Source organism: Parasphingorhabdus sp. (genome assembly GCF_036568145.1).
Classification (GTDB): Bacteria; Pseudomonadota; Alphaproteobacteria; order Sphingomonadales; family Sphingomonadaceae; genus Parasphingorhabdus.
On record NZ_DATCTC010000016.1, the window covers coordinates 188,231 to 210,449 of the forward strand.

General features: G+C 53.5%; 20 protein-coding genes. 12 read left to right on the top strand and 8 right to left on the bottom strand.

The window, feature by feature from the left end:
- The first annotated feature begins 84 nt into the window (after positions 1-84).
- The 3 genes from VIN76_RS05145 (at position 85) to VIN76_RS05155 (ending at position 4,443) form a co-directional block, all read left to right on the top strand.
- Positions 85-2,193 carry a sodium-translocating pyrophosphatase gene (locus VIN76_RS05145; protein WP_332040747.1) on the top strand — a complete coding sequence of 703 codons (2,109 nt, stop codon included), beginning with the start codon at positions 85-87 and terminating at the stop codon, positions 2,191-2,193.
- Between the two features lie 145 nt (positions 2,194-2,338).
- Positions 2,339-3,556, top strand: coding sequence for a GNAT family N-acetyltransferase (locus VIN76_RS05150; protein ID WP_332040748.1), 1,218 nt, complete (start codon positions 2,339-2,341; stop codon positions 3,554-3,556).
- Positions 3,553-4,443 carry a transcriptional regulator gene (locus VIN76_RS05155; protein ID WP_332040749.1) on the top strand — a complete coding sequence of 297 codons (891 nt, stop codon included), beginning with the start codon at positions 3,553-3,555 and terminating at the stop codon, positions 4,441-4,443. The genes VIN76_RS05150 and VIN76_RS05155 overlap by 4 nt, the downstream gene beginning before the upstream one ends.
- 23 nt (positions 4,444-4,466) lie before the next feature.
- On the opposite strand, the gene VIN76_RS05160 is transcribed toward VIN76_RS05155, so the two are convergent.
- On the bottom strand, positions 4,467-7,034 hold the full coding sequence (locus VIN76_RS05160; protein ID WP_332040750.1) for a TonB-dependent receptor: 2,568 nt from the start codon (positions 7,032-7,034) through the stop codon (positions 4,467-4,469).
- Between the two features lie 280 nt (positions 7,035-7,314).
- On the opposite strand from VIN76_RS05160, the gene infA reads away from it, so the two are divergent.
- The 6 genes from infA to VIN76_RS05190 all read left to right on the top strand — a co-directional run bounded on the left by infA (position 7,315) and on the right by VIN76_RS05190 (position 12,405).
- The gene (gene infA, locus VIN76_RS05165) at positions 7,315-7,533 is read left to right on the top strand and encodes a translation initiation factor IF-1 (RefSeq protein ID WP_332040751.1); all 219 of its coding nucleotides are present in this window, start codon (positions 7,315-7,317) and stop codon (positions 7,531-7,533) included.
- A gap of 46 nt (positions 7,534-7,579) precedes the next feature.
- Entirely contained in the window at positions 7,580-8,161 is a 582-nt protein-coding gene (locus VIN76_RS05170) for a nucleoside triphosphate pyrophosphatase (RefSeq protein ID WP_332040752.1), read from the top strand.
- Positions 8,151-9,173, top strand: coding sequence for a ribonuclease E/G (locus VIN76_RS05175; protein WP_332040753.1), 1,023 nt, complete (start codon positions 8,151-8,153; stop codon positions 9,171-9,173). Before VIN76_RS05170 ends, VIN76_RS05175 begins: the two co-directional genes overlap by 11 nt.
- Positions 9,174-9,220: 47 nt before the next feature.
- Entirely contained in the window at positions 9,221-9,853 is a 633-nt protein-coding gene (gene maiA / locus VIN76_RS05180) for a maleylacetoacetate isomerase (protein WP_332040754.1), read from the top strand.
- Positions 9,854-9,915: 62 nt separating this feature from the next.
- A complete protein-coding gene (locus VIN76_RS05185) occupies positions 9,916-11,952 on the top strand; it encodes a TonB-dependent receptor (protein WP_332040755.1) in 2,037 nt (678 codons plus the stop codon).
- A gap of 9 nt (positions 11,953-11,961) precedes the next feature.
- Complete coding sequence (locus VIN76_RS05190; protein ID WP_332040756.1) at positions 11,962-12,405, top strand: MarR family winged helix-turn-helix transcriptional regulator; 444 nt, start codon at positions 11,962-11,964, stop codon at positions 12,403-12,405.
- Positions 12,406-12,449: 44 nt separating this feature from the next.
- On the opposite strand, the gene VIN76_RS05195 is transcribed toward VIN76_RS05190, so the two are convergent.
- From VIN76_RS05195 to VIN76_RS05225, 7 genes are all read right to left on the bottom strand, one after another.
- Entirely contained in the window at positions 12,450-13,439 is a 990-nt protein-coding gene (locus VIN76_RS05195; RefSeq protein ID WP_332040757.1) for a type II secretion system F family protein, read from the bottom strand.
- Between the two features lie 17 nt (positions 13,440-13,456).
- The gene (locus VIN76_RS05200; protein ID WP_332040758.1) at positions 13,457-14,428 is read right to left on the bottom strand and encodes a type II secretion system F family protein; all 972 of its coding nucleotides are present in this window, start codon (positions 14,426-14,428) and stop codon (positions 13,457-13,459) included.
- A 46-nt stretch (positions 14,429-14,474) separates the two neighbouring features.
- Positions 14,475-15,764 carry a pilus assembly protein CpaE gene (locus VIN76_RS05205; RefSeq protein ID WP_332040759.1) on the bottom strand — a complete coding sequence of 430 codons (1,290 nt, stop codon included), beginning with the start codon at positions 15,762-15,764 and terminating at the stop codon, positions 14,475-14,477.
- Positions 15,761-16,372 (bottom strand): CpaD family pilus assembly protein, encoded by a 612-nt coding sequence (locus VIN76_RS05210; RefSeq protein WP_332040760.1) that lies wholly within the window; start codon positions 16,370-16,372, stop codon positions 15,761-15,763. Before VIN76_RS05210 ends, VIN76_RS05205 begins: the two co-directional genes overlap by 4 nt.
- A 21-nt stretch (positions 16,373-16,393) precedes the next feature.
- Positions 16,394-18,016 carry a type II and III secretion system protein family protein gene (locus VIN76_RS05215; RefSeq protein WP_332040761.1) on the bottom strand — a complete coding sequence of 541 codons (1,623 nt, stop codon included), beginning with the start codon at positions 18,014-18,016 and terminating at the stop codon, positions 16,394-16,396.
- Entirely contained in the window at positions 18,016-18,975 is a 960-nt protein-coding gene (gene cpaB / locus VIN76_RS05220; protein WP_332040762.1) for a Flp pilus assembly protein CpaB, read from the bottom strand. The genes VIN76_RS05215 and cpaB overlap by 1 nt, the downstream gene beginning before the upstream one ends.
- A 73-nt stretch (positions 18,976-19,048) precedes the next feature.
- A complete protein-coding gene (locus VIN76_RS05225) occupies positions 19,049-19,522 on the bottom strand; it encodes an A24 family peptidase (protein ID WP_332040763.1) in 474 nt (157 codons plus the stop codon).
- 61 nt (positions 19,523-19,583) lie between these two features.
- On the opposite strand from VIN76_RS05225, the gene VIN76_RS05230 reads away from it, so the two are divergent.
- The 3 genes from VIN76_RS05230 to VIN76_RS05240 all read left to right on the top strand — a co-directional run bounded on the left by VIN76_RS05230 (position 19,584) and on the right by VIN76_RS05240 (position 21,952).
- Entirely contained in the window at positions 19,584-20,558 is a 975-nt protein-coding gene (locus VIN76_RS05230; RefSeq protein WP_332040764.1) for an alpha/beta hydrolase, read from the top strand.
- Positions 20,555-21,688 (top strand): FAD-binding oxidoreductase, encoded by a 1,134-nt coding sequence (locus VIN76_RS05235; RefSeq protein WP_332040765.1) that lies wholly within the window; start codon positions 20,555-20,557, stop codon positions 21,686-21,688. Before VIN76_RS05230 ends, VIN76_RS05235 begins: the two co-directional genes overlap by 4 nt.
- Positions 21,689-21,775: 87 nt before the next feature.
- Positions 21,776-21,952 carry a YegP family protein gene (locus VIN76_RS05240; RefSeq protein ID WP_332040766.1) on the top strand — a complete coding sequence of 59 codons (177 nt, stop codon included), beginning with the start codon at positions 21,776-21,778 and terminating at the stop codon, positions 21,950-21,952.
- The last annotated feature ends 267 nt before the right edge of the window (positions 21,953-22,219 follow it).

Genomic DNA, 22,219 nt, shown 5'->3' on the forward strand with positions numbered 1-22,219 from the left:
CCATGTAGTTCACTCTTTATAAGTTTCTGAGATATCACTCCAATTGTGGAGGAGATCAGAAAATATTAGGGGAGAGGAACAGCAATGACTGTTGTTACCATATCGATTATTTGCGGCTTAATAGCCGTATTATACGGGTTTATTACAAGCCGTCAGGTGCTGGGTGCACCGGCTGGCAACGAAAAAATGCAAGACATTGCTGCGGCTATTCAGGAAGGCGCGCAGGCTTATCTAAATCGGCAATATCGCGCGATTGCGATCGTCGGCGTTGTTGTCGCGCTTCTCGTTTTCGTATTCCTCGGTGCAATTTCCACGGTAGGCTTTCTGGTCGGTGCCATATTGTCCGGTGTTGCAGGTTATATCGGAATGAATATTTCGGTTCGCGCCAATGTCCGCACGGCACAGGGCGCTAGCGAGAGCTTGCAAACCGGCCTCACCGTGGCGTTTCGTGCGGGTGCAGTGACCGGTATGCTGGTTGCCGGCCTTGCGCTTCTTGCGATTTCCATTTTCTTCTGGGTACTGACTACGCATCTTGACCTTGCAGCCAATAGCCGCGACGTCATTGATGCGCTGGTTGCTCTGGCCTTTGGTGCGTCCCTGATCTCGATCTTTGCGCGTCTTGGTGGCGGTATCTTTACCAAAGCGGCTGACGTTGGCGCCGATCTGGTTGGCAAGGTCGAAGCTGGTATCCCGGAGGATGATCCCCGCAATCCTGCAACCATTGCCGATAATGTCGGCGACAATGTTGGTGACTGTGCCGGTATGGCTGCCGATCTGTTTGAAACCTATGTTGTGACCGTTGGCGCTACCATGGTGCTGTTGGCCCTGCTTTTCGGCGATCTTGTCGGTAACACGATGCTCAACAGCTTGATGGCGCTGCCTCTGATTGTTGGCGGTGCATGTATCATCACCTCTATCATCGGCACATATATGGTGCGTCTGGGTAGCAGTAATAATATCATGGGTGCCCTCTATAAAGGCTTTATCACCACTGCTGTTCTGTCGATTCCTGCAATCTACTATGTCACCATGCGTACGCTGGGTGATATGAATGCTGTAATCGGCGCGGATCTTGACGGCTCCGGCGGGTTCACCGGCATGGCGCTGTTCTGGTCGATGATGGTTGGTCTGGCGGTTACTGGCCTGATCATCTGGATTACCGAATATTATACCGGAACCCAATATCGTCCCGTGCGCTCTATCGCCAAATCTTCGGAAACAGGCCATGGTACCAACGTGATCCAGGGGCTTGCCATTTCGATGGAAGCAACTGCTTTGCCAACATTGGTCATCGTGGTCGGTATCGTTGTGGCTTACCAGCTTGCGGGTCTGATCGGTATCGCATTTGCTGCAACGTCCATGCTGGCTTTGGCAGGTATGGTTGTGGCGCTTGATGCTTATGGTCCGGTAACCGACAATGCTGGCGGTATCGCCGAAATGGCCGGTCTGGATGAGAGCGTTCGGGAAAGAACCGACGCGCTGGATGCTGTTGGCAACACCACGAAAGCGGTTACCAAGGGCTATGCCATTGGTTCTGCCGGTCTGGCTGCGCTTGTCCTTTTCTCGGCTTACACAGCTGACCTTAAGGAGTTTTTCCCGCAATTGCAGGTCAGCTTCAGTCTTGAAAATCCGTATGTGATTGTCGGTTTGCTGCTCGGTGCGCTTTTGCCTTATCTCTTTGGAGCCATGGGCATGACTGCAGTGGGCCGCGCTGCCGGTGACGTTGTGAAAGATGTCCGGGCACAATTTGCGGCTGACAAGGGTATTATGGACGGGACATCACGCCCCGACTATGCCCGCACGGTGGATCTGGTGACCAAGGCGGCGATCAAGGAAATGATCCTGCCGTCACTATTGCCGGTTCTGGCACCGATCGTGGTTTATTTCGTCATTACCGCTGTGGCAGGTCAGGAAAATGGCTTTGCCGCACTTGGTGCATTGTTGCTGGGTGTTATCGTTTCCGGCCTGTTCGTTGCTCTGTCGATGACAGCAGGCGGCGGTGCATGGGATAATGCGAAAAAATATATCGAAGACGGCAATCACGGCGGCAAGGGTTCCGAAGCCCATAAAGCAGCGGTGACCGGCGATACTGTTGGCGATCCATACAAGGATACAGCAGGCCCGGCGGTGAACCCGATGATTAAAATCACCAATATTGTCGCGTTGCTTCTGCTCGCTGCGCTGGCGGTTTAAGACCCCCGATTATTTGGTTATGTTGATAAAGCCCCGCTGGACGCAATTCCGGCGGGGTTTTCTTTGCGCGTTGAAGTGCGCGGCCGTTAATCGGTTATTACCCTATTCTTGCTAGTAGCCCCGCCAAACAGACAGGACGCGCTACATGGATGCAGGCGGGTTACAACCCCAAAAACATGCCACGGTTTTCTATGAAACCGGGGACCGGCTGTGCCTGAACAGTTCTTCCTGTGCCCAAATATTGCCAATCGCCGCAATAGACAGCGAATTGCTGTCCGCATGGCAAAAACTGGCGCGTAATGCTTCGGAACCGAACATATTTTACGAGCACTGGATGCTTGGTCCTGCGTTGAAGCATTTTTCCGTCCATCCCGAACTGTGCCTTTTCCTGTTCTGGGCCGGTGCGCCATGCAAATCGGATTTGCTGGGATTGCTGCCGGTGGGGCCGACCTGGCAATTGGGCCGCTGGCCTGTTCCGTTTGTGCAAAACTGGGGGCACCATAATAGTTTTCTGGGAACGCCATTGGTGCGGAGCGGATTTGAAAACCAGTTCTGGACAGCGCTGTTAAACACGCTGGATGCAAAAAAATGGCCGGGCTTCTTGCATATCAGGGGGTTGACGGTTGGCGGTTCGCTGGACCGGGCTTTGCGGTCCGTATGCGCTCGCCAAAAACGGCGCTGCGATCTGGTCCATAGCGTTGCTCGGGCCTTGCTGGAAAGCGACTTGGACGCCGAAGCATATTTTGCAGAAACGGTCCGGTCCAAAAAGCGCAAGGAACTGCGTCGTCAGGCCAAGCGATTGAGCGAGATAGGTGAGGTCAAATATTCCTGTCATCGGGACAGTACCGGGCTGACCCTGTGGATTGACGAGTTCCTGAAGCTGGAGCGGGAGAGCTGGAAAGGGCAGGAGGGCTCCGCGCTTGATTGTTCGGGCGATACAAGCAGTTTTTTTCGCGAAGCGCTGGCAGGTGCGGCGGCTTGTGGGCAACTTGAACGGCATGACTTGCGGCTGGATGGAAAGCCGCTGGCAATGCTGGTCAATTTCCTTTCACCGCCGGGCAGCTTTTCGTTCAAGACCGCATTTGACGATGCCTATTCCCGCTTTTCGCCCGGTGTCCTGTTGCAGCTCGAAAACCTCAAAATCCTTAGTCAGCCGGATATAGACTGGATGGATAGCTGCGCGGCGCAGGATCATCCGATGATCGACGGTCTTTGGTCCGGCCGCCGCCATATCGGGCGCTTTTCCATCGAGCTTAAGGGAATGTCGCGCACCGCTTTGTTTCGCACATTACGGCTTGGTGAAGACCTGATGGCCCGTATCAAGCGGCGCGAGATTATAGATATTATGCAGGAACAGACATGAACCATATTTCCGGACAGGATAAGTTTAAGCCGCCAGTTTCTACTCAGCCGGTTTTTGATGAAAATATTCGGCGGAAATTTGCGGCCTGCTATCCAGAACAGCCGCAGTTACTGGACCATGATATGGCGGCCAATGATCTGTTAACGCTGGGTGCGTTGGCGAAGCTGGGAAGTGCATTGCCAGATGCCAGCGTCGAATATAATCCCGGCGACCTGCCTGTCGGGATTGCCCCCGAAGACGTGCCGGACAATGGATTGTCGATTGCCGATACGATCTTGAATATCGAGAGTTCGGCAAGCTGGGCCGTGCTCAAGAATATCGAGCAGGTGCCGGAATATGAGGCGTTACTGCTATCCTTGCTCGCGGAAATCCAACCCGTTCTGGAAAAGAAGACCGGCAAGATGCTGAAGCCGCAAGGCTTTATCTTTGTTTCCTCACCCGGTGCGATGACGCCTTATCATTTCGATCCGGAACATAATATATTGCTGCAACTGCGCGGCGAAAAGACGATGACAGTCTTTCCCGCCGGAGATAGCCTATATGCTCCGGCGACGGCGCACGAGGCTTATCACACCGGCGGACCGCGCAATTTGGTGTGGCAAGACGGATTTGCAGAGAAAGGGACGGCCTTTCACCTGACGCCCGGAAAAGCAATCTTCGTGCCTGTCATGGCGCCGCATTTTGTGAAAAACGGGCCGGAGCCCAGCATATCCCTTTCGATAACCTGGCGATCGGACTGGAGCTTTGCCGAGGCGGATGCCCATGCATTCAACCACATGTTGCGAGAATGGGGGCTGAACCCGGCAATGCCGGGCCGGTTCCCGAAACAGAATAAGGTGAAGGCAACATGCTGGCGGATTATGCGGAAATTATCGCTGGTGAAGTGAGGGTGCTACCTGCTTCCTTGTCATTAAAACCGTTTGCGAAAGCTCAGTTCGACATATCGGCCGATCGGATCGATCAGGCCGGTCTGATAGCGTAGCGGGACAATGCCGCTATTATCCCGGACATCCTGAATATCATTGAAGATATTGTCTATCCTGAACGACAGCCTGCCGCCTTTCAGGAACGTGATTTTTTCTGTCAGATCGCCGCGATCATCGAGGTTCATGAACACTCGCAGATTAAGCGTCGTCAGATCTGAAAAGCGCAGGTCAGAGCCTGTCAGGCCGCCATTGACGCGGGTTGCGGTTTCATGTTGACCCTGAAGCCGGAAGCCCAGACCATCTTTGAACCAGCCGCCGTTCAGCTCAAATTTATGGCGCGGCTTACCGCCTGTCGAACCAATGGCCGAGCCATTAAGCAGATCCAGTTCCTCGACACCCGGACGGATCAGAACGCTCTCTTCCAGATGAACGGTGTGATAGGCCGATAGTCTCCAATGACCGCCGCGCGGGCCGCCAGCACCGGGGCCACGACCGTCGGGGGCAGCTCTCTTGCCGCCCTGTTCGCCAGCTTGCGACTGTGGCGGAGTTTGCGAAGTGGCAGTCGCTTCTCCATTTTGTCCATTTGGCGCTTTTGCCCCACCAGACGGCGCCGCACTGCGCGGTGATCCCCTGCTTGCATTTCCGCTTTCCTGGCGCTGACCAAAACGTTTGGAGAATTGCAAACCATAGCGAATGCTCTCGCTACGCACATTGCTGTAACTGACCGGGCGCTGGTCAATGGCGATCAACCGGCCCGTATTATCGCGCGTCACACGATCCGGGAAAGCGGCCTCGATTTCAGGAGTCAGCAACGGAAAACCGGACGCGACATTCTTGCTGTTATTGCGGACATATTCAGCGATAAACCTCATGTCCTTGAACCATTCCGGCTCGTAATTCACCGCCAGCTTGATATCCCGCCGTTTTTCAGCAGGCAGCGCAAGATTGCCGCCGGTGGTGATACTGGCGAGCACGGTTTCGCCTGTGGCAAAATCAAAAATGTTTACATTGGGCGTAACAATGACCGGGTTGCCAAGCTGTTGTATGGAAGGCGCGGCTTCTTCACCGATGGCAGAGGCCGTAAAGTTCAGTCCGTCTATCGGTTCCCAGTTCAATCCAAATCCATATTCGAGCAAACCGCCGAAATCCGAAAGTTCACTATAGCCCAGATTACCGTTGATGGAGAGTTCTCCAATAGCTTCCACCACGTCAATATTCTCTTTGGCGAGCGGGATGTCGATATTGAAACCGGCGTTAAAATTATCCCGTCCCAGATTAGTTAGGGTCGTAACGCCTTCGGTTATATCACGGCTGTTCAGATCCTGCCGTTTGTAACCTGCGCGGAAGGTTGTTGAGACAGCCCCGGAAGGCAAGTAAAGCGGCGTTCCGGATATGGTTGCAAGAGTATTGATGCTATTGCTAACCGACCGCGCATAGTCAGTGACTGGGGGGGAAAGGAGCGGCCCGAAATCGCTGGCAAACGGGTCGGCCGTGCCATTATTCACTGCCGCCTGAAGAGCGCTGAGGTCGCCGGAATTATCAGTAGCCGTATTAACCTGCTCACGGGTATAATCCGCTGTTAGAGACCATTGCCAACCGGACAGACTACCGTTCAGCGCGGCTCCGCCCTGTAAAGTATTTGTCTCAACCGTTCTGCGAAGCGGATCAAATTGGGTGAAATAGCGAAACAGACTTTCGTCATCCGGGGAGATCGCAAACGGACTGCCGGCCGGGATATCTATTGTACCGCCGGGTAGCCCGGATAGGCCGCGAGATTTGCTAAAATTATAACCACCATTGGCCGACAATGTGATGCCATCCCCCAAATTGTGGCTGTAGCTTGCGTTAATCTCTATATCATCCGATGGATCGCTAAGGGTACGGAAATGGCCTAAGCCAACCGCTTCGCCTGCAGGATCCTGAATGATGTCGCGCTCTGCTTCGGTAATGGCGGTTTTGTTCTGATATTCGACATTGATGTTAAGACGGCTGTTTTTGCTGATCCGGGTGATGGTAGATTCCAGCTCTGCCACACCTTGGCCGCCTTGAGTGGGGACACCATATTCGGCCTCTGCGCTAAAGCCGGTATAATCATCCTTCAAAATGAAGTTGATAACCCTTTGGTCCGGACGATAGCCATATTGAAGGGCCAGTTCTTCGGGGAAAACCTGAATATTCTTAATCGCTTCGGATGGCAGGTCGCGTATTTCTCGAAAGCCCGATGTGCGTTGACCGTTAATCAGAACAATGGGCCGCCCGCTGCCGCGCCCGCGGCTGGAGCTGGTCTCACTGCTTAATTCATCCAGAAGATCGGAAACAGAGGACACGCCATAGCTGGCAATATCCTCTGCATTCAGCTCGATAACAGGCGGAACGTCTGTAATCACGGACCCGCGTGGACGTTCGGCTATGACGATAATATCGTCGTTGTCATAAGGCTCGTCATCCACTTGAGCATAAACGGGGGTGGCAGCGACAGCCATAAAGGAGAGAACCAATATACTGGCGCCCAGAAAATGCGGGTTTAAAACAGGGGGGAGGTGTTTTGTCATTATTATTGCTCTAAAAAAATTGGATACCGGGGAACAGGCTTGGGATGCCGTTCAAGTCTATTTTTATCAATTCAATGTTTGTAATAAATTGTCGCAATACCGATTTGGTGCGAATTTGGGTCCAGTTTACGATCGGGGTGATTAGATACTACTATTAAGCCGCTATTACCGCCCTTGTTGAGGGAACACAGCAATTTCTTCCCTTTTGCACAATTTATCGCTATGGCGCAGCGCAACACGTGGAAAGAGCCACGAATCAATAGGGATGAAGTAAAGCCGGATGGCAAAAGAAGAATTATTGGAAATGAAGGGGATGGTTCGCGAACTGCTCCCCAACGCGATGTTCCGGATCGAACTGGAAAATGGTCATGAAGTGCTTGGCCATACTGCAGGAAAGATGCGTAAAAACCGTATCCGTGTACTGGTCGGTGATGAAGTGCTCGTTGAGCTTACACCCTATGACCTGACCAAAGGTCGTATTACTTACAGGTTCAAGTGACGGGCCATCGTTCGTTGCCTCGAACTTGATCCGGGCTGCGAAAGAGATGAAACTCGTCCTAGCCTCGTCCAGCCCGCGCCGGCTGGAACTGCTTGGCCGGTTGGGGGTGAAGCCTGACCGGATTGCGTCCCCCGAAATTGATGAAACCCCGCTAAAGGGTGAATTGCCGCGCGATTATGTCTTGCGTATGGCACAAGAAAAGGCCGCTGCGGTGCCACGCAGTGATGACGAGATACTGATCGCGGGCGACACAGTTGTCGCGGTTGGAAGGCGGATTCTGGGTAAAGCGGAAGATGAAGCGCAGCAGCGCGGTTTTCTTAGACTGATGGGCGGACGGCGACATCATACCATGTCGGCCATTTGCGTTATCGCAGCCGATGGAACACCACGCACAAAGCTTTCCGACAGCACGATAAAGTTCAAACGCTTTCAGGATAGCGAGATCGATGCTTATATAAAGTCCGGCGAAGGACTGGGCAAAGCGGGTGGCTATGCCATTCAGGGGATTGCCGAGGCCTTCGTCATTTCGATCAGCGGCAGTTTCAGCGGGATCATGGGATTGCCGCTTTATGAGACACGTAATCTGCTTATTTCCTCGGGTTATCCATTCAATCAAGATGGAGCCTGATTTCCAAAACGGCTGGCTTTATGAAGCCGGGATCGGAGAGAACCGGGCGTTGCGTCTGGAGCAGGGCGAATTGACGGCGGTTCGGATTGAACGGGAATGGCATAGCGCAAGGCTAGGCTCCATTGTTGAAGCGCAATTTACCCGCCAATGGGTTGCAGGACAATCGGGTATCGTAACGCTGGAAAGCGGTGAGCAATGCCTTTTGCAGCCGCTCCCCAAAGGTTTGACCGAGGGCGCAGCTTTGCGTGTGGAAATTGTACGAGAGGCTTTGAACGAAAAGGACGGGCAATCAAAACGGGCGAAAGCGCGGCCAGCGGCCAATGACAGCGCGCTTGCAGCCGGACCAACCCTGTTGGAGCATATCGAGAAGAGCGGTCAGCCGATCCACCATGTTCAAGCCTTTGGACCGGATATAATGTCCGAGCTTGGCTGGAATGAAGCCATGGAACAGGCAGAAACGGGGCGTATAGACTTTGATGGCGGGACGTTGCTAGTCTCGCTCACACCAGCGATGACGGTGATTGATGTGGACGGGCCGCTTCCTCCATTTGAACTGGCAAAACGTGCGGCGAAACATATTGCGCTGGTATTGACGCGCTTCGATATTGGTGGCTCCATCGGCATAGATTTCCCGACCCTTTCCGCAAAGGCGGAGCGGACAGAGATATGCAGAATATTTGACGCGCATATGGCCGGAAATTGTGAGCGTACTGCGATCAACGGTTTCGGCTTTTTGCAAATCGTGGCGCGGAAAACCGGCCCTTCTGTTCTGGAGATCATACAAGCCGACAGAGTGCTGACAGCGACCTTGGCGCTATTACGTCTGGCGGAACGGAGCGGCTCAGGGGGCGGGGATATGAAACTAAACGTCCATCCCGCAGTGGCAGCGAAGTTGCACCACCGGCAGGCATGGCTGGACGAACTGTCTAAACGGACCGGACGTAGCGTTTCAGTTGAGGCTAGCGGCAATATATCCATCACAGGCGGCCATGTTGCTTCCGGTAGCCATTAGTCCGCTTCTGGCTTGCAATTTAGCTGCCTTCTCTCCACAAACCCCGCATGAGTGATATCATTCTTTTCGATTACTGGCGTAGCTCCGCAAGCTACCGCGTCCGCATAGCGTTGCAGCTGAAAGGCATTGCCTATCAGGTGGCCCCGACCAGTTTGCTGGACGATAGCACGAAACAACCCGATTATATCGCTCGTAATCCGCAGGGGTTTGTCCCGATGCTGCATATAGACGGGCATGACCTGACCCAATCGCTGGCGATTATCGACTATCTTGATGTAAAATATCCTGACCCGCCGCTGATACCGGGCGATCCGTTGGAACGGAGTAAGACACTGGCGCAAGCGATGGTGGTCGCGGCGGACATTCACCCGGTGAATAACCTGAGGATATTGAAATATCTTAAAAACGAAATGGGGCAGGACCAGAAAGCGATTGATAACTGGTATCGGCATTGGGTCAGCGAAGGTTTTAAAGCATTGGAAGCCATGGCACCGGATAGCGGGTTTTTTGGCGGTGATGCGCCTAATTTGGCGGATATCTGCCTGATCCCGCAGATGTATAATGGCCGCCGGTTTGAAACCGATCTAACGGCATTTCCCAAACTCGCGCGGATTGATGCCGCATGTAATGAACTGGCTGCGTTCCATGACGCAGCTCCCGAACAGGTAAAACCAGCATAATGAAAAAATCTATTTTGGCGTCTGTGTGCCTTGCGCCCCTATGTCTTGTGAGCACTCCCGCATTGGCTGAAATAGGAGCTGAGGAATTTTCCAGCGCCGCGATGCCAGCAGACATAACCGTTACCGGGCTGCCCCTGCCGGAAGCCGATGATGCTTATAGCACGGTCGTGATTACGCTGGATGAGGATATACGGGTTGAAAATGCCTTGCGTAATATACCGGGGCTTCAGCAATTTAGACGATCAGATGCGCGGACAGCCAATCCTACCAGCCAGGGGATCACGCTGCGCGGTCTTGGCGGTAACGCATCGTCTCGTGCTGTCTTGTTGCTAGATGGCGTACCGCAAGCCGATCCGTTTGGCGGCTGGGTTGCATGGCCGGGTTATGATGCACTGGCGCTCGGCTCTGCCCGCATTACGCGCGGCGGCGGTAGCGGTGTGGAAGGGTCCGGGGCGATAGCGGGTAGTGTCGAGCTGTTCAGTCAGGATGTCGGCAATCTGATCGAATTGGGCGCGGCTTATGGCAGCCGTGACAGTGTTGAGGCTGACCTGTTATTTGGCCGCAAATTGGGACAGGGGCAGCTCACCATCTCCGCCAACTATGCCCGCAGTGACGGTTATATTCCGATCATTAAAGATCAGCGCGGCGCGGTGGATCGGCCATCGGAATATGAACAGGCCGGTGTGGCCGTGCGTTATGCCGTGCCGCTGAGCGGGGATACCGAATTACAGGCGAATGTCCGAGCATTTACCGATGACCGAGAGCGCGGATTTGCTTTTAGTGAGAACCATAATGATGGCGCCGATGCCAGCATACAGTTGGTAAATCGCGGTTCGGACTGGCAATGGTCCGCTTTGGCCTATGTCCAGATCCGCAATTTCGATGTCAGCTTTGGCGGCGTCGCGGATGACCGCAACAGTGTGAGCCGGGTGTTTGAGCAATTTGATGTTCCTTCCACCGGCATTGGCGCACGGTTTGAAGTGCGCCCTCCGGTCGGGGAAAATGTCGAGCTTCGCATCGGCGGAGATTGGCGGCGGACAGAAGGGGAGACGAAAGAGAATTATTTCTTTGCCGATAATGATACGCCGCGCCGCAGCCGCAATGCCGGTGGCTCAACCGCGACCTATGGCGCTTTTGTTGAAGCCAGTGTGCAGCCCAGGGAGAGGCTCACGCTGACAGGTGGCGGGCGTTTTGATCACTGGACCATTAATAACGGACTATTGCGCGAGATTGAACTTATCGATCCTTTTCCCGGTTCAGTGCGGACGGACGAGAAATTTGCCGATCGTGACGGAACCGAATTTACTGCTCGCGGCGGCTTTGCCTATGATGTATCAAACAGGCTTACATTGCGCGGGGCCGCCTATCTTGGCTGGCGTTTGCCTACATTGAACGAATTGTTCCGGCCATTTCGCGTCGGCGACGATGCGACTGCGGCCAATGCATTGCTGGAACCGGAACGTGTGAAGGGGGCGGAACTTGGACTGGATTGGAAGGGCGATGTCGTTTCCGTCGGTATCACAGCCTTTTATAACGAACTGGATGATGCCGTTGCCAATGTGACGCTTGCCACTGGTCCCGGGATGTTCCCCGGTGTTGGCTTTGTCGCCCCTGGCGCGACCTATAGCCAGCGCCAGAATCTTGACTCCATTGAATCCAAAGGCATTGAAATTGATACTGAGTTTGATCTTGGGAATCTCATCCAAAATCTGTCTGCTCGAGCCGCTTATGCTTATATTGATGCCAAAGTGAACGGATCCGGCGATGCCGCGGCGGTTGACGGTCTACGTCCGGCGCAAATACCTAAGCACAATGTTTCGGCTGGATTGCGTTGGAATCTGGAAAACGGAACAGGGGCTTCTTTATCCATGCGCTATACCAGTAGCCAATATGAGGATGACCAGAATATTTTGCGACTGGATGACGCGCTTACCGTTGACGGCCGCGTGGCCTTTGCAGTGAATGACCAGCTATTGGTCGAAGGGCGGGTTGAAAACCTGTTCGATGCGCGGGTAGAGGCAGCGATTAGCAACAGTAATATTATTGAGCGAACATATCCAAGGACATTTTGGATTGGAATTCGCTCCAAAATTGAATAAACATTTTCCATGGCCAGAAAACTTGATGATTTCCTACCCTATCAGATGTCCACTACATCCAATGCAGTGAGCGATTTGATTTCCAATGATTATAAGAATAAATTTGGCCTGAAAATCCCGGAATGGCGGGTTATGGCCGTTCTGGGCAGCCGGGGAGTCTCAACCCAGCGGGAGCTTGTTGAAGCGACGCTGATGGACAAGGTCACGGTTAATCGCGCCGTAAAAACTCTGGCGGACAGGGCGCTCTTGGACAGAAGCCCCAATAGCGCGGATGGCCGTTCCCACCATATAATGCTCAGCCAAACCGGCGAGGAGCTTTATGACCAGATCATGCCGGCAGCGGAAGTGATGGAACAGAAAATAATGCTGGTTCTCTCCGATGAAGAGAAACAGAGCCTGTCCGCTATGCTGACGAAAATCAAACAGTCTGCAGATGACATCGCGAACGAATAATCGTCTTTAACTGCCGCTCTTATAACCTTTTCGCCTGATTGCTCTTACGATAACATCGAGTCCGAGATCGAGCAGGCCGCGGGGCCAAGGATCACGATAAAGAGCGTTGGCAGAATGAACAGGATCAGCGGGACCGTCATAATCGCAGGCAAACGCGCCGCTTTTTCCTCAGCGCGCATCATGCGATCATTGCGGAATTCAGCCGACAATACACGCAGCGCAGAAGCCAGCGGGGTGCCGTATTTTTCGGTCTGGATCATCGTTGTGACCACGCCTTTGACATGCTCCAACGCGACGCGATAAGCCAGATTCTCAAAAGCCTGGCGCCGCTCGGTCAGAAAGCCCAATTCGATCGAGGTCAGTGAAAATTCATCAGCCAGCTCGGGATAGGCGTCGCCAAGTTCCCTTGCCACGCGGGCAAAAGCACTGTCAACGGTCAGACCAGCCTCCGCGCAAATCACCAGAAGATCAATCGCATCGGGAAGGCCTTTACGAACGAGGTCGGTTCGCTTGGTAATCAGGTTGTTCAGATAAATATCAGCGGCTTTATAGCCAATAATCGTTGCAGCGGCAAAAGCACAAAATCTTTTGAGCGGGGACCAGTCGGGAAAATAGTCAAAGCCATATATAAGCAGCGCGGTTCCGCCGCCTAGAATGATGGGAAGGACCAGGCGGCTGAAAATAACCGCATAAGCCCAGTCTTTCGACCGGATACCGGCCTGAGCTAGTTTTTGCTGGGATTCTTTCAGCTGGTCATCCTGCAAGACTTTCAGAGACGATAACATGCCGCGCATACGGTCGGTCGCGTCGTTTTGCTGGACCAGCTTTGCGCGTTTTTTTGTAGTAGAGGCGGAGATACCGGCCTTTAGCTGTTCACGCCGTGCGTTTAGCGATTTGACACGCTTTGCCATAGGATCGCGGACCGTTATAGCTGTATAGATAGCAAAGACAGCGGCCAGCGTCGCTATAGCAGCCATGATGGTCGCCACCCAGAGAACATCTATTCCCAGTAAAGTTGGACCACTATCGGGCATTGCCTTACTCCTTCCCCCTAGATTTCAAAGTTGACCATTTTGGCCATGATAAACACGCCAATGCTCATCCATGTTAACCCGCCTAGCCCCGCTATGATCAAACGATCTTCAGAGAAAAACCCATCAAGATAAGTGGGGTTGACCGTGTAAACCAAACCGAAAACGATGAACGGCAGTGAGCCGACAATATAGGCTGATGCCTTTGATTCAGAGGACATGGCTTTGATCTTCAATTTCATCTGGCTGCGTTTGCGGAGCACATCGGCAAGATTGGCCAGTGTCTCGGCAAGGTTACCGCCGGTTTCGCGCTGGATAGCCAGAGTGATGCAGAAAAACTTGAACTCTGGTGTATCGAGCCGCTTTGCGCTTTCGCCTAGGGCATCTTCCATCGTCCGGCCGATCTTGATCCGGTCGACAACCTTGGAAAACTCTTCACCAACCGGGCCGCTCACTTCCCTCGCGACTACGCCAATAGTCTCGGTCACGGGCAGACCGGAGCGAAGCCCGCGAACCAGAAGCTCAATGGCATCGGGGAAGGAGGCGGTAAATTTGTTCACACGCTTGTTGATAAGAAAACCGACGGCCATATGAGGCAGGCCAAAGCCGATGGCTGTTCCGCCGAATAGGCACAAAAGAAGCGGCGCGCCCTTTATCAACAGGGCAACGAAGACAAGCGCAAACAAGCCGCCGCAAACATAAAAATATTGCGGTAAAGACCATGTCCGACCTGTGCGGTCCAGGCGGATGGCAAGAGTGTCGAGTCTTGATTGATTGGCGCCAGCCGGGCGATGGTTTTTCTTGCGCGCGCTGACGGCCTTTTTCATCTGCGCTTCCATCTTGGCATTGGTGCTGTCAGAATGGCGGAAGCGTACTTTATCCAGCCGCTTTGCCTTTGCCGCGGACCCGGACGGACCGGCAAAAGCAAACAGGATGAGAATCAGGAACGTCAACACCCCCCCGCCAAGAATGGCTATCTGCATCATGTCCATTATGAGCATCCTCGCATATCAGAAAGAAAGAGCGGCTGAACCTGCATCACGATTTGGCTGTCTCGTTTTCTTTCTTTTTCTTTGGCGACAAAAGCGATTTCATCCCGCCAAATTTATCCATCAGACTGGGTTTTGCACTGGCTTCGCCATCGTCGTCATCCGCCTCTACCGTGCCAAGTATATGTTCAGATAGGGCGATGATTTTGCTTGTCGCTTTGCTTGATTTACCAGCTTCAACAAAGGCCTGGCCCAATTTGGCAGCATGAGCAGCCGTTTTCAGGTCGGCCGGAATCATGATGTCGATTTTGCGTTCTATGGAGTTTTCAAAGTCCTGCCGGGTGATTTCCAGTCCGCCGGACTGCACCTTGTTGGCAACCACGATAACTTTGCTCTGCGCGGCGTTGGATTTGAGCCAGGACAGCAAGCGAATGGCATCGCGTGCAGAGGCCAGAGTCAGTTCGGTGACAATCACCGTCGCGTTTACATCAGCCAACAAATGCGGATAGCTGATCAGCATTTCGCGCGGCAAGTCGATAACGGTACATTCAAATGCGGCGCGGAATTCTTCCTGCAATTGGAAGAATGCTGTGCCGTCTGTCATCATGGGCGAGTTGATCGGGGCTTCCGCAGACAATAGGGACAGCTTGTCATTTGCCTTTATCATGGCACGTTCTATGAACAGGCCGTCTATCCGGCTGGGATTGTCGATCGCGTCGGTCAGACCGCGACCCGGTTCCAGATCAAGCGAGAGCGCACCCGTTCCGAAATGGACATCAAGATCAAGAAGTGCGGTCAGCCGTCCTTTTTCTTTGCTTAACAGCCATGCCAATGATGTCGCGATTGTCGATGCGCCAACACCGCCTCTGGTTCCGATAACAGCGGTCGAAACATGCGGTTTCTCGCTGACATGATCTTCCATTTTTGGAGCATTGAGCGTGGCCTGTGCGTGGCTCAAAACGTCGCGCAATTGTTCGGGGCTAAATGGTTTCAACAGATAGTCCTGCAGCCCGCTGACAATCAAATCACGATATAGGCGCACGTCGTTGACCTGCCCCATAGCGATGACCACTGTGCCGGGTTCGCACACTTCGGCCAGTGAATTGATATCGTTCAACGGATCACCGGATTCGGACAGATCGACGATCAATATGTTCGGGCTTGCTGTAACCGATAGCGATTGCACAGCGTTACGAAGTCCACCTTTGTGACATTTGTCGGTCGGCCAACCCATTTCTTCTATGACAGGGCGGAGCAAGTCCAGCGTATCCTCGTCGCAAACATAAGCCGAGAACGGATCACGTCCGTTAGCTGAACCGGGCTTCCAAGGAGCGTTCATTTTATTTCTCCAGCTTGTTTGGCTTTATCACGATAGGCGCGGATGGCTTTGGACGCCTCGGCCTGGTCTTCTCCGTCCCGGGCTTGGCCGCGCACCAGATCCTCGGGATCGGCAATCATCGCGGTCAGTGTGCTGTTTACGCCGCATCCGTAATTTTCACTTGTACGTGCTTGAAAATCAGTATGGCTGCGATGACTCCAGTCAGGACAGCCAGGAACCTCTGCGGTTGAGCGTGACACAACGATGCGCATGGTGCCGCTGGGAACATGGCCTTCGGTTACCGGGGCAACGTCGCTAACCAGCAATCCTTTTTGGGCGACAAGAGTTTCGACAGCACTGCGGGCAGAAGGACCGGCATTATAGCCCGGATCATCAATGGCAACCCGGTCACCATAGCCCAGCTCAAGCGCATCAAACCATCCTGCAAGGCGGCCAAGTTCTCCGTCCGGAAGAGAGCCCGAACCCTCCGTATTGACGTCGAGAACGAAATGGGAGCGGGTAACAACCGGCTGCCGTTCGCTGTAAACGGTACGATTGGCTGTCGTGCTGCCACAAGCCGTGAGCGAAAGTCCGAGAGCTGTTACAAGTGCTGTAGAAACAAAACGCATGATGTTTTCTCCTGAAACGGACTATTTGTCGAAACTGAAACCGGGGGCCGCGCCTTCGGAGCTACTCGGTTGTCTTGCAGTTTTATCCTGAACGGGCGGGGCCATGCTGCTTAATGCCGGGCCAGATGTAACCGGGGGCGCGACCTTTGGCTTCGGCCTATCACCCGTGCCATCTGAACTGTGCCGGTTCATGATCACCCGTTCAAAATCATTGGCCTGTTTGAACCCATCTGTTGGTAAAACAATGTCTTCATCATTTACGGGTTTCACCAGATAAGGCGTCACCACGATCATCAGTTCGGTTTCATTCTTCCGATAGCCGTCCGATTTGAACAGGTTGCCAAGGATCGGCACGTCGCCCAGTCCCGGTGTTTTCTCAACGGCTGAATTGTAAGTGTTTTGCATCAAGCCAGCGATCATGAAGCTTTCGCCGGAACCCAGTTCAACAGTTGTCTCCGCTTCACGGGTAGAAATTGCCGGAATTTCAAAGCCGTTCAGCCTGACTGCACCATTTGATGAAAGTTCGGATACGCTTGGTTTGACCCGGATCGAAATTCGTCCGTTGGACAGCACCGTTGGCGTATAGGACAGGCTGACACCAAAGTCCTGATAGGTGACGCTCACTTCGCCCAGTCCGGTTGACATAGGTATGGGAAAACGGCCGCCCGCAAGAAATGTCGCGGTTTCACCGGAAATTGTCGTCAGATTGGGTGATGCGAGTGTCGTCGCCAGCCCCACTCGTTCGGAAACGTCCAGTGCTGTTGAAATATCAAGGCCAAATAACCGGCCCGCCGCAGTAATGGTATCCAGGCCAGATGCCTGCTCGGTGGAAAACGCGGTCCCTCCCATGCCTACAAATTGCCCGGTTGTTGTATTGAATGGCAATGAAACGGAACCGGCAGGCAGGCCAAACAGACTGGATGCATCCAAAGTCGGGAAGCCGCTTGTATCAAAGTCCGTGATCGTGCCAAAGTTCCGTCCGCGTGCTACGCCGAACTGGAAACCGCCCGTTGTATCGCGGGTCATAACATTGCCGTTGATGTTCTTGGCCAGCGAACGGCTGACTTCCGCAAAACGGACTTTCAGATTCACCTGCATCGGTGTTGCGGTTTTCAACCGGCTGACGACCCGAGTTTCTTCCCCGACATAAGCTTGCACCAGATTTTCCGCTTCTTCCGCATCATCCGGATCTGCAATTGTGCCGGTTAAAAGGACAAAATTATTCGTCGTGCTGACAGAGATTTTGGAATCGGGCATCGCCAGGCGCAGCATTTGGTCAATGGACGATATTTCGGCACCCACAGAAACTTCAGCCGAGTAGACGACCTTTCCGGAACCGCTGGTTGCGTAAAAGCTCGTTTGCCCGCCCGTCTTGCCATAGATATAAACCTGCCGCGGAGAGCGAACCTGCACGTCGGCAATATCGTCATCGGCAATAAAAATATCTTCAATGGGCGAGGGCAGGGTAATCAACTTGCCACGTCCCACAGAAACGGAAATCTGTGATTGGGGTACCGAGATATTGACTGACTGTGCGTTCAGCGGTGCCGAAGCATAAATGGTTCCGGCAAGAGCGAGCATAGAGGCAACGGTATAGACTCCGTACTTCGCATATTGCCCGAACTTTGCATATTGCATGGACATTATTTATCTCCAAACTTCACTTCGCTGACAGAATCGCCGCGAGCAACCCGGACTTTCGGGCCTTCGGGTGTTTCTTCCTTGGCAAGCGGCGGAGGTGTGCGTGCTTCAAAGCGAGAGACTTCACCGCCGGTTGAATAAGTCGATTTTCTCGCACTTGGGCGTGCCGCAAGGGATTTGAGTAGCGCTGCTTCTTCAACAGGATCATCTGTTTTAGGCAGCTTGATGTCACCGGAAGCGATTGCTTCTTCCAGCTCGGTGGCGCTATCGGCCAAAGATCGTAAAGAAAGGCTGAGCGTTCCCAGGGTCTGGGCAACTGCAATTTTTTCGGCCAATTTCGGCGTCGCTTCCAGCGTCACGAGCTTGGCCGTTTTGGGAACAGTCTGTCCCTCCTCGTCCTTTGTCTGTGTAACCCGGTTATCGGTGGCCAGAACCCGCAGATTGCGAATAACAGTTTCCGACACCTTGAGCTCAGGACCATCGCCTTTGATCGTTTGTGTCAGCATCAAATCGACGCGGTCGCCGGGAAATACAAAACCGGCAACGCCTGTCAGGCTTGACACAGGAATGGTAATGGCGCGCATTCCGGGGCCAAGCGCCGCTGCCAGAAATCCGCGATCACCGGGGCTGACAATGGCACCTTTAGTGAGCGGTTGGCCGGCCGTGATAGCATTGCGCACAACTGTCCCATTCAGGGAATCAACGTCCGTTCCCTCTTTGAGGAAATAGGCTTCCTCCACCAGCTCTTTCGGCCATGGCTGAAAGCTGAAAGCATCCGGGGTGATGATCGTGCCGACGGGTAGAGCGCGTGAAGCGACAAGAACTTCCTGACCCATAACTTCTACTTTTTTCGCTTCTACTTGCGGCGCGGATGCGCCTGCGAACATGTTTCTGGCAAGCAAGGCCGTGACCGCAGCCACCACCAATGCACCGATGAGCAATATAAGTTTTTTCTTGTCCATGACGTTTTACGCCTCCTGAATGCCCCCCAGAAATCGATCATCCTGAAACGATCCGCTGGCCGAACTTTCTCTTTCAAGTAAAATGGTTAATATATCGTTCGTGGATTACCCAAAGCCCCGCGAACGATATCGCCACTCCATATGGGACCTTTACTGGACCCTTGGTTTTTTGGATTTTCTTAGCGGCTATCATTAACAGCGTGAGCGCACCGCCAGCGACGGACATGACCACCAGTAACTGGATTAAACTGAGCCAATGCAGCCATAACGCTATGGCAGCCAGCAGCTTGACATCGCCGCCGCCCATCGCGCCGAGGGCAAAAAATCCTGCAAATATGGTAAACACAACCGCAGCCACAGCAATTTGCCACATCATGTCGGGCCAGAAAGTCATGTCACTGGCAATCCAGAACAGCGGAGCGCCCAGCGCAATAGCCAGATTCAGCTTATTGGAAATGTGACGGCTTTTGATGTCTGTAATCGCCGCAACGATCAGAGCAATTGCCAATCCGCCCCAGAGCAAGTAGATGAGTTGTTCCCCGTTCACGGGAAACAGCTTTAATAAAAATGCCTTACCAAATAGTAACCATGACAACCGGAGCCCGTTTTTGAGTCGATCGAACCCGCCTAGTTTTGATCGACGATCTGTTCCCGAAGGTGCCAAAGAGCTGATCTGGCACGCTCCTGACGGCTGGGAGATCCGTCAGTTTGAATGGTTGCAAACGGGTGCGGATAGTCGCGGTTCGGTTCTGTTTATGACCGGGCGGGCGGATTTTTACGAAAAATATCTTGAGACTTTTAACGATTTCCACGCTGAGGGATGGAACGTGACTTCGCCGGATTGGCGCGGGCAGGGCGGCTCCGGGCGGTGCGGGCCGCATGAACATGTCGGGCATATCGAAGATTTTTCCATCTGGGTAGACGACCTGACCGCTTTCTACAGGCAGTGGAAAAAGGATCATCCCGCACCGCATATTGTCATTGGCCATAGCATGGGTGGCCATATTGTTGCGCGGGCGCTTACCGAGCAGCGTATTCATCCCGATGCCGTAATATTATCCGCGCCAATGTTGGCACCGGCAGGGGGCGGGATGCCGGAATGGGCGGCGCATCTGGTTGCGAAGCTTTTCTGTGCTTTTGGCCGGGCGAAGCGCCGGGCGTGGAAGGTGAGTGAAAAACCGCTGGAGCCGGAAGTATTGAGGCAGGGGCTTTTGACCCATGATGCGGCGCGTTATTCGGATGAATTTTTCTGGTTTAAGGAGCGGCCATTTGTGCGGCTGGGTCCGGGTAGCTGGCGCTGGGTAGAGCGGGCCTATTCCTCCGCGCGCAGGCTTAGGGACCGCCAGCGTCTTGAAGCCGTGGACGCGCCTGTTTTCGTGCTTGCTACGGCAATTGATGAGCTGGTGGACAATGCTACCATAGAACGGGCTGTCCATTTGATGCCCCATGCCGAGATTAAAATATTCGGGCCGGAATGTGCCCATGAAATTTACCGTGAAGTGGACCACGTACGCAATGCGGCCTTGCAGGCCAGCTTTGAATTTCTAGATAGGGTAGCGCCGCCACTAAACCGAAATACATGAGCATTGATCCAAACATGAACTATGATGTCGCCATTGTCGGAGCCGGAATGGCGGGGGCAAGCATCGCGTCCGAAGTTGCCGAACATTGCTCGGTAATCATTCTGGAGGCGGAGGATCAACCGGGCCATCATTCCACCGGCCGGTCGGCGGCATTCTGGACGGAGAGCTATGGCGGACCGAAAGTCCAGCCGCTCACCACGGCATCGTTCGATTTCCTGAATGATCCGCCCTCTTCCTTTTCCGAAACGGGTTTTCTGACAAAGCGCAGAGCCGTCAATATTGCGCGCACCGGGGAAGCGCATCTGGTTCAGGACTTTTTGGCGGAATTTGCCGGGAGCGGTGTCACCATGATCCCGTGGGGTCTGGACGAGATCACAGCCAATGTGCCGAATTTGAAACCGGGCTGGGACCAGGCGGTTTATGAACCGAAATGCTGCGATATTGATGTAGCGGGCCTGCACATGGCTTATTTACGTGCTGCCAAGCGCAAGGGCGTGACATTATCCTGCAAAAGCCCGGTCGAGAAACTTGAGCAGGCGGAAGGCGCGTGGATGATAACAAGCGGCGCGAATATCATTCGGGCGGGCAAGATAATCAATGCCGCCGGGGCATGGGCAGGCGAAGTCGCCAAGCTGGCCGGTGCGATGCCAATAGATATTCAACCCATGCGGCGAACCATGGTGCAGCTATCCACTAACCCGCCTTCCACACCCGATATGCCGCTTGTTGTCGCGCTGGATGGCAGTTTTTATTTCAAACCCGAAGCGGGCGGCAGCTATTGGTTAAGCCCGCATGATGAAACCCCGGTCGACCCGTGCGATGCCGCGCCGGAGGAGTGGGACGTGGCGGTGGCGATAGACCGTTTCCAGTCCATCATGGATGTCGAAATCCGCTCGGTAACCCGCAAATGGGCTGGGCTTCGCAGCTTTGCGCCAGACCGCCTGCCAGTCTATGGTTTTGATCCGGTTGAGCCCGGTTTCTTCTGGTTTGCGGGGCAGGGCGGCTTTGGTATTCAAACCGCCCCCGCTGCGGCGAAACTGGCGAAATCCATTTTCCTGGATAGGGAGCGGGAAGCGTCCGTCCGCTCTATTGATGCGGCATTATATGATCCGGTTCGTTTCGCAGGCTAAAGAAGCTTTTACATCTCTGCCATTGCTCTCAGCAGTTTAAAACGCAATAAATCACTTGTCCGTAAGACAAAAAAGGAGAGTGAGAAAATGGCGCATAAATTTGAAATCTATAAAGATAAAAAAGGCGAGTTTCGCGTTCGTTTCAAATATAATAGCGAGATCATGTTCTCCTCTGAGGGCTATACGAGCAAAGCCAGCGCCAAGAATGCGATTGATTCTATCATCAAAAACGGCCCCGGTGCTGAAATCGAAGATAATAGCTAGGCTGTAAGATCGTCGAGGCGCGTTTGCGAATTAGGCGCGCCTCGTTATTTACGCCTCATGCTTAGTAGCGCGAGCAAGTTCAAACTTCACTAACTTCACACCAAGGAACCGTATATTTGCGCCGATTCCTGAAAATGAGGGTAAGCGCGGGTGAAGGCGTTTGACATTTTCGGCCAAAGCGCGTGCCGAACCCTATTCAGACTGAGAAAGACGGCTTTTCCGCTATCATAGCAGGCACTGTGTAGGACAGCTTTTTTCTATGATCGC

What these genes read in the sequence shown, in the direction of transcription:
- VIN76_RS05145 (WP_332040747.1), top strand. Translation starts at nt 85, where the DNA reads ATGACTGTTGTTACCATATCGATTATTTGCGGCTTAATAGCCGTATTA.
- VIN76_RS05150 (WP_332040748.1), top strand. Translation starts at nt 2,339, where the DNA reads ATGGATGCAGGCGGGTTACAACCCCAAAAACATGCCACGGTTTTCTAT.
- VIN76_RS05155 (WP_332040749.1), top strand. Translation starts at nt 3,553, where the DNA reads ATGAACCATATTTCCGGACAGGATAAGTTTAAGCCGCCAGTTTCTACT.
- VIN76_RS05160 (WP_332040750.1), bottom strand. Translation starts at nt 7,034, where the DNA reads ATGACAAAACACCTCCCCCCTGTTTTAAACCCGCATTTTCTGGGCGCC.
- infA (WP_332040751.1), top strand. Translation starts at nt 7,315, where the DNA reads ATGGCAAAAGAAGAATTATTGGAAATGAAGGGGATGGTTCGCGAACTG.
- VIN76_RS05170 (WP_332040752.1), top strand. Translation starts at nt 7,580, where the DNA reads ATGAAACTCGTCCTAGCCTCGTCCAGCCCGCGCCGGCTGGAACTGCTT.
- VIN76_RS05175 (WP_332040753.1), top strand. Translation starts at nt 8,151, where the DNA reads ATGGAGCCTGATTTCCAAAACGGCTGGCTTTATGAAGCCGGGATCGGA.
- maiA (WP_332040754.1), top strand. Translation starts at nt 9,221, where the DNA reads ATGAGTGATATCATTCTTTTCGATTACTGGCGTAGCTCCGCAAGCTAC.
- VIN76_RS05190 (WP_332040756.1), top strand. Translation starts at nt 11,962, where the DNA reads ATGGCCAGAAAACTTGATGATTTCCTACCCTATCAGATGTCCACTACA.
- VIN76_RS05195 (WP_332040757.1), bottom strand. Translation starts at nt 13,439, where the DNA reads ATGCCCGATAGTGGTCCAACTTTACTGGGAATAGATGTTCTCTGGGTG.
- VIN76_RS05200 (WP_332040758.1), bottom strand. Translation starts at nt 14,428, where the DNA reads ATGGACATGATGCAGATAGCCATTCTTGGCGGGGGGGTGTTGACGTTC.
- VIN76_RS05205 (WP_332040759.1), bottom strand. Translation starts at nt 15,764, where the DNA reads ATGAACGCTCCTTGGAAGCCCGGTTCAGCTAACGGACGTGATCCGTTC.
- VIN76_RS05210 (WP_332040760.1), bottom strand. Translation starts at nt 16,372, where the DNA reads ATGCGTTTTGTTTCTACAGCACTTGTAACAGCTCTCGGACTTTCGCTC.
- VIN76_RS05215 (WP_332040761.1), bottom strand. Translation starts at nt 18,016, where the DNA reads ATGTCCATGCAATATGCAAAGTTCGGGCAATATGCGAAGTACGGAGTC.
- cpaB (WP_332040762.1), bottom strand. Translation starts at nt 18,975, where the DNA reads ATGGACAAGAAAAAACTTATATTGCTCATCGGTGCATTGGTGGTGGCT.
- VIN76_RS05235 (WP_332040765.1), top strand. Translation starts at nt 20,555, where the DNA reads ATGAGCATTGATCCAAACATGAACTATGATGTCGCCATTGTCGGAGCC.
- VIN76_RS05240 (WP_332040766.1), top strand. Translation starts at nt 21,776, where the DNA reads ATGGCGCATAAATTTGAAATCTATAAAGATAAAAAAGGCGAGTTTCGC.